We start from the raw sequence: 10,135 nt of genomic DNA, 5'->3' as shown, positions 1-10,135 counted from the left end.
GCTTCGTGCCACGCCGCCAGAGCTTGATCACCCGCGGATAGCCTGACTGAGTTTTGTCCTCGTCCTCGAAAGCCGCCGAGACGATCACCGTATCCCTGTCCAGCCAGGAAAACCCCGACTTCGAAGCCGGTGCCCGGAACCCGTCCTCGACGAAGGATTTCTTCGCAATGTCGAACTCGCGCATCTCGCTGGCGTCGCCGCCGTCCGGCGACATGAACAGCAGGCAGCGGTCGAAATCGGGATAGAGCCGGCTCGCGCCGCCGAACACCCATTTCACGCCTTCCTTGGCCGAGAGCTGATCGAAATCGAGGATCGTTTCCCAATCCGGCTTGTCGGTCTTGTAGGAGGCGACTGTCGCGCGGCGCCACAAGCCCAGCGCGTTGGTCTTGTCCTGCCAAAAATTGTAGACGTAACCGGCGAGCGCCGATCCGACCGGGATATTGTCCTCGGCCGTCATCAGGTCGAGCGCGGTCTCGAATGCCGCCTGATAGGATGGATCGCCCTGCAGTTCGGCGACAGTCGTCGCATTCTGGCGATGGACCCACTCAAGCGCTTCCTTGCCGTTGCGATCCTCCAGCCACAGGAAAGGATCCTCGACCGGCAATTCAGGCTGGGTTTGGGTCATCGGGCTGGTCATGCTGGTCTCCGGGTCTGGCGGCCCTGCCTACATCGCGTTCGCCGTGCCAACATTCAAGAGCAGCGCTGCCTGCGCTCAGCCAGCCGGCCCTACATCACCCGCCGGCGAATGACGGTGGCTACAGCCAGCGCCGCGCAGATCGCGCCGAGCGTCACCGGAAGCCCTGCGGCGCCGATCAGGTCCATCACACCGCCGGTCAGCGGCGGCACGAGGATGCCACCGACGCCCCACATCAAGGAGAAGGAGGCATTGCCCGCGACCAGCGCCGAGCCGGTAAAACGCTCGCCGAGCTCGATGATCGACATCGTATAGATCCCGTAGGACACCGCGCCCCAGATGAAGACGCAAGGCCAGATCAGCGGCGTCTCGATGAGCGCCGGCAAGAGCGCGCAGCCAAGAACCGTCACCGAGACACAGCCGAATCGCACGAGGCGCGCCGTCAGTCTTTCGGCGAGCAGGCCGAGCGGCACCTGCATGGCGATGTTGCCGGCGATCATCGTCGACAGCAGCGCCGACATGCGCGTCTCGGGAATGTCGAAGTGGGTGCCATAGACGGGAAGCAGCGCCAGCACCGACTGCTCGAAACCGGCGGCGGCGACGACCGCCGACAGGAGCAGCCAGGCGAGCGGCATGAAGCCCAGCACAGAAACTTTTTCACCTGCCTCGTCGACCCTAGGCAGACGTTTCACCACGACCGCCAGGCAGGCGCCGCAGAAAAGAAAAGCAAAGATGCCGACCAGAAAAGGCGGCCAACCCTCCGTGCCGACCGCCAGCAGGCAGAGCGGTCCGGCCGCGAACCCAGCCGAGATGATGGTCGAATAGATGCCCATGACGCGCCCGCGCCGCGACGGCGGCGCCAGCGCGATCACCCAGATTTCGCTGAGCACATAAAGCGGATTGGTGACCACGCCGACCAGGAAGCGCAGTGGGAACCACAAATAGACGTCCTGGGTCCAGCCGATCAGCGCCAGCACCAGGGCCGAGAGCCCGGCGCAGATGAGCGCAGTCCGCCCGGCTCCGAACCGGCGCGCCAGCCCCGGGATCAGCGGCGAGGACAGGATGAAACCGACCGGCGTCATCGCGGCCGACAGGCCGATCACCGCCGGCGACACGCCCTGACGCTGCAGGATGAAGCTCAGCAGCGGATAGGAAAGCCCCTGCGCGATGGCGAACACCGACACGGTCGCGATCACGCCGGTAATCGCGGCCCACTGCACCGTCTCGCCGGTCTCTGATTTCGCCAGAGCCATCATTCCTGCTCCATTCAACGCAGGCTTAGCCGCTGCCGGCGACAGCCGTAAGGGCCAACTGACGGCAAGGGCGCATGTTCCAGCCAATCCTTGTCAGGAACGCCGGCAGGGAATGCTTTGGCGGCGGCAATTCGGCGGGCCAATCTGCCCTTCCGTCATGTCGCTTCCCTCGCCCTAGTGGTCGCCGCCTCCTTACCGGCAGCATTGCCGCCGGTCCATTATGCCGACCACTTTCGCATCCCCACGAGGCCTCTCATGACTGCCGCCCTTCATCCCGCCGAACCGGCATTGGCAACAGATCGCGCCCGCCGCGGCGGCCGTGCTGGCAAACGCGCCGGCGGATCGGCAGCCTTCGAGCAGCCGCCGTTCCGGCAGCTTAAGAACCCGCTGGTGCCCACCAGGCTGGTGTCCGACGACGAACTGGAATCGATCCACCTCGCCTCGCTGCGCGTTTTGAAGGAGATCGGCGTCGACGTGCTGCATGACGAAGCCCGCCGCATCATGAAGGCGCATGGCGCCGACGTTCGCGAAGGCAGCGAGCGCGTTCGCTTCGACAGCGACATGATCCTCGAGCTCATCGCGTACTGTCCGCCGGAGTTCACGCTGCACGCCCGCAACCCGGCGCACAATCTGCGCTTCGGCGGCAACAACGTCATCCTGTCGATGATGGCCTCGGCGCCGAACTGCTCCGACCTCGACCGCGGCCGCCGCCCCGGCAACCAGGTCGACTACCGCAATTTCCTGCGCCTGGCGCAGATGCACAACATACTGCAGTGCACCGGCGGCTATCCGGTCGAGCCGATCGACATCCATCCCTCGGTCCGGCATCTCGAATGCATCCGCGACCTCGCCACGCTGACCGACAAGGTCTTCCACATCTATTCGCTCGGCAAGGAACGCAATGTCGACGGCATCGAGATCGCCCGCATCGCGCGCGGCGTCAGCCGCGAGCAGCTGATGGAGGAGCCGTCGGTCTTCACCATCATCAACACCAATTCGCCGCTCAAGCTCGACGTGCCGATGATGGAAGGCATCATCCAAATGGCCAGCATGGGCCAGGCGGTGATCGTCACGCCGTTCACGCTCTCCGGCGCCATGGCGCCCGTCACCATCGCCGGCGCGCTGGTGCAGCAGAATGCCGAGGCGCTCTCCGGCATCGCCTTTGCCCAGATGGTGAAGAAGGGCGCGCCGGTCGGCTATGGCGGCTTCACCTCCAATGTCGACATGAAGTCGGGCGCACCGGCCTTCGGCACGCCCGAATACATGAAGGCGCAGCTCGCCGGCGGCCAGCTCGCCCGCCGTTACAATATCCCCTACCGCACCTCAAACACCTGCGCCGCCAACACGGTCGACGCGCAGGCCGCCTATGAAAGCGTCTTTTCGCTGTGGGGCGCCATCCAGGGCGGCGGCAATCTGATGATGCACGGCGCCGGCTGGCTGGAAGGCGGCCTGCGCTGCTCCTACGAAAAGACCATCCTCGACATCGACCTCCTGCAGATGGTGGCCGAATTTCTCACCCCGCTCGATCTCTCCGAAGACGCGCTCGGCTTCGACGCCATCCAGTCGGTCGGCCCGGGCGGCCATTTCTTCGGCACCCAGCACACGCAGGAGCGCTACAAGACAGCCTTCTACTCGCCGATCGTCTCCGACTGGCGCAATTTCGAGACCTGGACCGAGGCGGGTTCGCCGACGGCGCTGGAACGCACCAACAAGGTATGGAAGGAGCGCCTCGCAGCCTACGAAGAGCCGTATATGGACCCGGCCATCCGCGAGGAGCTCAACGACTTCGTCGAGAAGCGCCGCGCCGAAGGCGGCGCGCCGACCGATTTTTGATCTTTCACGCCCCGCTCACTCGATTCAGTCTCTGCAAAAACGGACCTATCTTCATGAAATCCCATGTTAAAGCGGTTGTCATCGGCGGCGGTGTCGTCGGCTGCTCGGTGCTCTACCACCTCGCCAAGGCCGGCTGGACCGACATCATGCTGATCGAGCGCTCGGAGCTGACCTCCGGCTCGTCCTGGCACGCGGCGGGCGGCTTCCACACCCTGAACGGCGACCCGAACGTCGCCAAGCTGCAGGCTTATACCGTCCAGCTCTACAAGGAGATCGAGGAGCTTTCCGGCCAGTCCTGCTCGCTGCATCTGACCGGCGGCGTGATGATGGCCGATACCCCCGAGCGCATGGATTTCCTGCGGCTCGCCCACGCCAAGGGCCGCTATCTCGGCATGGATACCGAGCTGATTACGCCGTCCGAAGCCAAGGCGATGTTCCCGCTGATGGACGAGAAGAATTTCGTCGGCGCCATGTGGGATCCCGTCGAAGGCCATCTCGACCCCTCCGGCACGACCCACGCCTACGCCAAGGCCGCGCGAAAACTCGGCGCTGAGATCGTGCTGCGCAACCGCGTCGTCGAGCTGACGCAGGAAGCCGACGGCACCTGGAACGTCGTCACCGAGCAAGGCACGGTGAAAGCCGAGCATGTCGTCAATTGCGGCGGGCTGTGGGCGCGCGAGATCGGCCGCATGGTCGGCGTCGAGCTGCCGGTGCTGGCGATGGAGCACATGTACCTGCTCACCGAGCCGATGCCGGAGGTCGAGGAATTCAACAGATCGACCGGCCGCGAGATGATCGGCGTGCTCGACTTCAAGGGCGAGATTTACACCCGCCAGGAGCGCAACGGCATCCTGCTCGGCACCTATGAAAAAGCCTGCAAGCCCTGGTCGCCGGTCAACACGCCCTGGGATTTCGGTCATGAACTCTTGCCACCCGACATCGACCGCATCGCGCCGTCGCTGGAGATCGGCTTCAAGCATTTCCCCGGCATCGAGAAGGCCGGCATCAAACAGATCATCAACGGCCCCTTCACCTTCGCGCTCGACGGCAACCCGCTGGTCGGCCCAGTCCAGGGCCTGACCAACTTCTGGTGTGCCTGCGCCGTCATGGCCGGCTTCAGCCAGGGCGGCGGCGTTGGCCTGGCGCTGTCCAACTGGATGGTGCACGGCGATCCGGGCTTCGACGTCTGGGGCATGGATGTCGCCCGCTTCGGCGAATGGGCGACGCTGCGCTACACCAACGCCAAGGTGCGCGAGAATTATTCGCGGCGCTTCTCGATCCGCTTCCCGAACGAGGAACTGCCGGCCGCCCGGCCGGCGCAGACGACGCCGCTCTACGACACGATGCTCGCCAACAATGCGGTCATGGGCGACTCGTGGGGACTGGAAACCCCGCTCTGGTTCGCGCCAAAGGGCACCGAGCCAAAGGACATCGTCTCCTTCCACCGCTCCAACGATTTCGGCCCGATCGGCGAGGAAGTTCGCGCGACGCGCGAACGGGTCGGCGTCACCGAGATCGCCAACTTTGCCAAGTACGAAGTTTCCGGGCCGGGCGCCGAGGATTTCCTCAACCGGCTGATGACCAACCGGATGCCGAAGACCGGCCGCATTGTGCTCACCCCGATGGTCAACGAGTTCGGCAGGCTGATCGGCGACTTCACCATCGCCAAGACCGGTGAGGACCGTTTCATGATCTGGGGCTCTTCGGCCGCGCAGAAATACCATATGCGCTGGTTCGAGAAGCACCTGCCCAAGGATGGTTCTGTGCGCATCCACCGCTTCGACCAGACGCTGGTCGGCCTGTCCATCGCCGGACCGAGCTCGCGGGATTTGCTGCAGAAACTCGTGGACGTCGACGTCTCGACCAAGGCCTTCCGCTTCATGGACTTCCGCGAGATGGCGGTCGGCGGCGCGCCCTGCATGGTCAACCGCATCACCTATACCGGCGACCTCGGCTACGAGATCTGGATGGCCCCCGCCTATCAGCGCCTCGTCTACAAGGCGATCAAGGAAGCAGGCGAGGAATTCGGCCTCGTCGATTTCGGCATGCGCGCGCTGCTGTCGATGCGTCTCGAAAAGAACTTCCCAACCTGGTTCCGCGAGTTGCGTCCGATCTACGGGCCGTTCGAAGGCTCGATGGACCGCTTCATCAAGCTGGAGAAGAACGACTTCATTGGCCGCGAGGCGGCTGCCAGGGAGCAGGCGCAAGGGCCGAAGCTGCGCCGCGTCTCCTTCATCGTCGATGCTGCGGACGCCGACGTGATGGGCGACGAGCCGATCTGGGCCAAGGTCAGCAAGGATTATGGCACGGTGGAGAAACCGCATGGCTACGGCGCGCCGCGCTTCGACGAGACGGGCAAGGAAGTGCGCGGCTCCGAAGCCGCCGAAGGCGCTTCGGCCGTGCGCGGCATCGTCGATGGCGAGTGGCGCGTTGTCGGCTGGGTGACCTCGGGCGGCTATGCGCACTACGTGCAAAAGTCGATGGCGCAGGGCTATGTGCCGGCGGCCCTTGCCGAGGACGAGAGCGCCGGCCTGTTCGAGATCGAGATCCTCGGCCACCGCCGCCCGGCCCGCATCAACGTCGAACCGCCCTTCGACCCGAGCGGCGAGAAGATGCGCACCTGATTCCAGGAAGCCGCAATGTACCGCTTTCGGATCGTGTTGGTGGCCGGCTATATAGCAACCGGCCACCAACGCATCAGATGAGAAGACGACCCTTGCGGCAGCTGGAGAAATGGACCGACTGGCTCTGCGATGAACGGGTCGGCCCTTTCAGTGCCGCAATCGCGTTTGCACTTGCCTATTGCCTGGTCCAGATCGTGGTTATGCCGCTCTCGTCCCATTTCGTGGGCACCGGCGTCGGCGTCGACGACGCCGAACAGTTGATGGCGATGCGCTTCCTCGCGGCCGGCTATGGCGGCTCGCAGCCGCCTTTATACACCTGGTTCGGCATCCTCACGGCCTCGCTGGTTGGAACCAGCATTCTCGCGCTCAAGATCGTCAAATACACGCTGCTGGCCGGTGGATTGGTCGCGTCCTTCGCCACAGTGCGCCGCCTGGGCTACTCAGCCCGCGCGGCGACCGCCGCCATGTTCGGCCTGCTGCTGTTTCCACAGATCGTATGGGAGATGCAGCATGCCCTCACCCACTCGGTCGCGGTTTTTTGCTTTTCATCGCTGCTGCTGCTGGTGATCGCCGAGTTGCAGAAACGGCGCTCGACTACCGCCTATGTGCTGCTTGGCTTGGCGACGGCTACCGCAATGCTGTCGAAATACAATGAGGTGATCTTTCTCGCTGCGCTGTTCCTCGCGGCGCTGTCCGTCCGCGAAACACGTGAGGCGATCTTCGATCGCCGTTTCCTGATCAGTGTGGTTGTGGCGATCCTCGCCTGCCTGCCCACATTCTACTGGAGCCTCACGCATCTGGGAGACCTGCTGGCGCACAGCGGTGGCCTGGGCGTCGCCGAGGGGGGCAGCGCGGCAAAGACCCTGTCTCGCGGCATCCGCGGCTTGGGCAATGCGATACTCAATTTCGCCGGGCTGCCGGCCACGATCTTTGCCGTCGCGTTTTTCCTGGCGCGCAAGCAATCCGCACCACCGCCCGAGGCCGCACCGTGGCCAGAGACGCTGGTCTGGCGAGCGATAGGCTTCGCCTTGCTGATCACGCTCGTGGTGGTGCTGGCGGGAGGCATCACACAGTTTCGCGATCGTTGGATGCTGCCCGTATTCGTGCTGTTGCCGGTCGCCATTGCCATGCGGCTGGACGCGATGGGGGAAAGGGGCAGGAAGACGCAGGCTACAATCGTCTTCGTCGGCGCCGTGATGGCCATCCTGGTGCTTCCGGTAAGCTGGTACATGCAGGTCCACGGCGGCGACAACCGCGGCAGCATCGTGCGCATGGACTACGCTTCGCTCCATCGTCAGCTGACAGTCGACGGACCGGTCGGCACTGTGGTCTCGAGTTGGTTCTGGATCGGCAATCTCCGCCTCGTCGATCCCGATCTCATCGTGCTCGACGACGAGATACCCGATTTCGCCAAATCGATCCGCGAGCCCGCGGTGCTTGTGCTCGCGGATGACGAGGAACCGGCTTCCGTCATCTTCAAGAGGATCACCGAGGCCGGCTATGTGATGGACACCGTCCATCGGCGCATCGCGGTGCCGCAGTTGGGGAACGCACCGCGCCAGGTCACGATCACCAGGCTGCACAAGATGACGCCGCAATAGACAGCCAGGGGACCGCATGGACACACAACGTTTCGGCCGCCACCGCAAGATCATGCCGTTCGAACCCGGCTCCGTCGAGGCGCTGCGCGCCGCCTCCCGCGAGAAGGCTGCCGCGCTCAACCAGCACGCTCTGGGCTATGGCGCGGTAGCCGAAGCCGAATGGGCGGCGGCAGGCATCGCCTCTCCAGACCTGCCTGCCATGCGAAGCTATCGGCTCGAGCGCATCCGCGCTGAGCTCAGGCGCCGCGACTATGCGGGCGCCCTGCTCTACGACCCGGTCAACATCCGCTACGCGACGGATTCGACCAACATGCAGCTCTGGGTCGCGCACAATCCGACCCGCCACTGTTTCGTCGCCACAGAAGGTCCTGTGGTGCTGTTCGACTATTTCTCCTGCGAGCATTTGTCGGATCACGCCGGCGTCGTCGACGAGGTGCGGCCGGCGGTGTCGTGGATGTATCTTTATAGCGGCGAGCTGACCGACAAGAAGGTCCGTCGCTGGGCAGCCGGCATCGCCGAGCTCCTTGCCGAGCAGGGCGGCGGCAATCGGCGGATCGCCGTCGACCACGTCAACCCGGAAGGCGTCGAAGAGCTTGCCCGCCACGGCATCACGGTCGGCAATGGCGAGGCGGTGATGGAGAATGCGCGCCTCATAAAGTCGCCCGACGAGATCCTCGCCATGCGCCGCGCCATTGTCGCCTGCGAGGCGGCGATGGGCGAGATGGAAGCGGCGCTGAAGGCGGGCATTTCCGAGAACGAACTCTGGGCGGAACTGCATCGCGGCAACATCGCGCGCGGCGGCGAATGGATCGAGACCCGGCTTCTGTCGTCCGGGCCGCGCACCAACCCCTGGTTCCAGGAATGCTCGTCGCGCATCGTCGAGGACGGCGATCTCGTCGCCTTCGACACCGACCTCATCGGTCCCTATGGATTCTGCGCCGACCTCTCGCGCACCTGGCTCTGCGGCAATGGCCGGCCGTCCGACGAGCAGCGTGATCTGTTCCGCATCGCCGCCGACCAGATCGCCCACAACACAGTATTGATGCGGCCGGGCATTTCCTTTCGCGATCTCGTCGAACGCTCCGCCGTGCCGCCGGGAGACTGCTTCCCGGCGCGCTACGGCGTGCTCTACCACGGCGTCGGTCTGGCGGACGAATATCCGACCCTGCCGCATGCCAGCGACTGGACGGACGACACGCCGGATGGCGTCCTGGAACCCGGCATGGTGCTGTGCGTGGAAAGCTATATCGGCAGGCTCGGCGGCCGCGAGGGCGTCAAGATCGAGGAGCAGATCCTCATCACCGAGACCGGCAACGAAAAACTCTCAGCCTACCCGCTCGACGAAAAGCTGCTTGGCAACTGACCCGTCCAAGCCAAGCTCGGCGATGGCCTCGCGCATGGACGCAACGACGTCCGCCGATGTGGCCCTGGCCGAGATAAACGGCAATCCCTTCCGCCTGGTCGTCCAGCCGACCACTTTCACGCGCCGCGCCGCCGGCTCGAATCGCTGCGCCAATGCCCAGCTCTGGCAGTCGATGGCGGCGATATCGGCCCTGCCCTCGGCGATGGCGACGATCGACGACCGGTGGCCGCCGCTTTCGCCGCACGAGGCGAAGACGCCCAGACTTTCGCCGATCGCCTCCAGGTCGCGCGTCAGCCCGAGCAGCCCGGACATCGAATCCGGATTGTTGAAGATGAAGCGCTTGCCGCGGATGAGATCGAGCGGGATGACGGCCTTGCCATCCGCGGGCGAGCCAACCGACGGCCCGCCATCAGCCGGCATCACCAGCGCGCTGGAATAGAGCTCGCCCTGCCCGCCCTCGAAGGCGTCATAGCTTGGCTGAGCGACCACCTGCACATGCCTGGCCAGGCCGAGCTCCATCGGCCCCCAGCAGGTCTGTCCGAAAAGCAGCGCCGGGCTCAGCCAGAGCTGGTGAAAATCGAACTCGTCCGGGGGCAATGTCGCGGGGTCGGGCGCTATCAGCTTCCCGGCGCCGTCTTGGATGCCGCCGGACACCGGCGGCAGGTCGCGATTGCTGCGCGCCATTCTTTCCGGCGCGTCGATACCCCTCCGTCGAAAAGCGTCGCGGAGCTGCGCCCATTGCGCGTCGATCTCGCCGCGAACTTCCGGCCAGTCATACATCGGCAGAGCCGCAATCAACTTGCTCATGACGAACAGCTTTCAAAACA

The 10,135-nt window shown here is 64.7% G+C and carries 6 protein-coding genes and 1 pseudogene; 4 read left to right on the top strand and 3 right to left on the bottom strand.

Going from position 1 to position 10,135, the window contains the following annotated elements; genetic code table 11:
* Together EOA49_RS15215 and EOA49_RS15210 are read right to left on the bottom strand one after the other, a co-directional pair.
* Nucleotides 1-637, bottom strand: a pseudogene (locus EOA49_RS15215) (prolyl oligopeptidase family protein); the annotation flags it as partial.
* An 89-nt stretch (nt 638-726) separates the two neighbouring features.
* On the bottom strand, nt 727-1,887 hold the full coding sequence (locus tag EOA49_RS15210; RefSeq protein WP_067329632.1) for an MFS transporter: 1,161 nt from the start codon (nt 1,885-1,887) through the stop codon (nt 727-729).
* A 255-nt stretch (nt 1,888-2,142) separates the two neighbouring features.
* Here EOA49_RS15210 and EOA49_RS15205 point away from each other — a divergent pair, with 255 nt between their 5' ends.
* From EOA49_RS15205 to EOA49_RS15190, 4 genes are all read left to right on the top strand, one after another.
* Nucleotides 2,143-3,720, top strand: a complete 1,578-nt coding sequence (locus EOA49_RS15205) for a trimethylamine methyltransferase family protein (RefSeq protein ID WP_066999726.1) — start codon at nt 2,143-2,145, stop codon at nt 3,718-3,720.
* A gap of 53 nt (nt 3,721-3,773) precedes the next feature.
* Entirely contained in the window at nt 3,774-6,344 is a 2,571-nt protein-coding gene (locus tag EOA49_RS15200) for an FAD-dependent oxidoreductase (protein ID WP_127241754.1), read from the top strand.
* Nucleotides 6,345-6,436: 92 nt separating this feature from the next.
* On the top strand, nt 6,437-7,945 hold the full coding sequence (locus EOA49_RS15195) for a glycosyltransferase family 39 protein (RefSeq protein WP_164746956.1): 1,509 nt from the start codon (nt 6,437-6,439) through the stop codon (nt 7,943-7,945).
* Between the two features lie 16 nt (nt 7,946-7,961).
* Complete coding sequence (locus EOA49_RS15190; RefSeq protein WP_127241752.1) at nt 7,962-9,308, top strand: Xaa-Pro peptidase family protein; 1,347 nt, start codon at nt 7,962-7,964, stop codon at nt 9,306-9,308.
* Here EOA49_RS15190 and EOA49_RS15185 read toward each other — a convergent pair.
* Nucleotides 9,270-10,115: a PhnD/SsuA/transferrin family substrate-binding protein gene (locus tag EOA49_RS15185; protein WP_127243230.1), complete on the bottom strand. Its 846-nt coding sequence runs from the start codon at nt 10,113-10,115 to the stop codon at nt 9,270-9,272. The two genes, EOA49_RS15190 and EOA49_RS15185, sit on opposite strands and share 39 nt — an antisense overlap.
* Nucleotides 10,116-10,135 lie beyond the last annotated feature (20 nt).

It is taken from the genome of Mesorhizobium sp. M1A.F.Ca.IN.020.04.1.1, from assembly GCF_003997315.1.
Lineage (GTDB): Bacteria > Pseudomonadota > Alphaproteobacteria > Rhizobiales > Rhizobiaceae > Mesorhizobium.
Note: the sequence above shows the minus strand (reverse complement) of the source record. Positions and strands in the feature narration are given on the sequence as shown.

Coding starts and splice junctions, on each gene's coding strand:
- EOA49_RS15185 (WP_127243230.1), bottom strand. CDS start 10,115: ATGAGCAAGTTGATTGCGGCTCTGCCGATGTATGACTGGCCGGAAGTT.
- EOA49_RS15200 (WP_127241754.1), top strand. CDS start 3,774: ATGAAATCCCATGTTAAAGCGGTTGTCATCGGCGGCGGTGTCGTCGGC.
- EOA49_RS15205 (WP_066999726.1), top strand. CDS start 2,143: ATGACTGCCGCCCTTCATCCCGCCGAACCGGCATTGGCAACAGATCGC.
- EOA49_RS15190 (WP_127241752.1), top strand. CDS start 7,962: ATGGACACACAACGTTTCGGCCGCCACCGCAAGATCATGCCGTTCGAA.
- EOA49_RS15210 (WP_067329632.1), bottom strand. CDS start 1,887: ATGGCTCTGGCGAAATCAGAGACCGGCGAGACGGTGCAGTGGGCCGCG.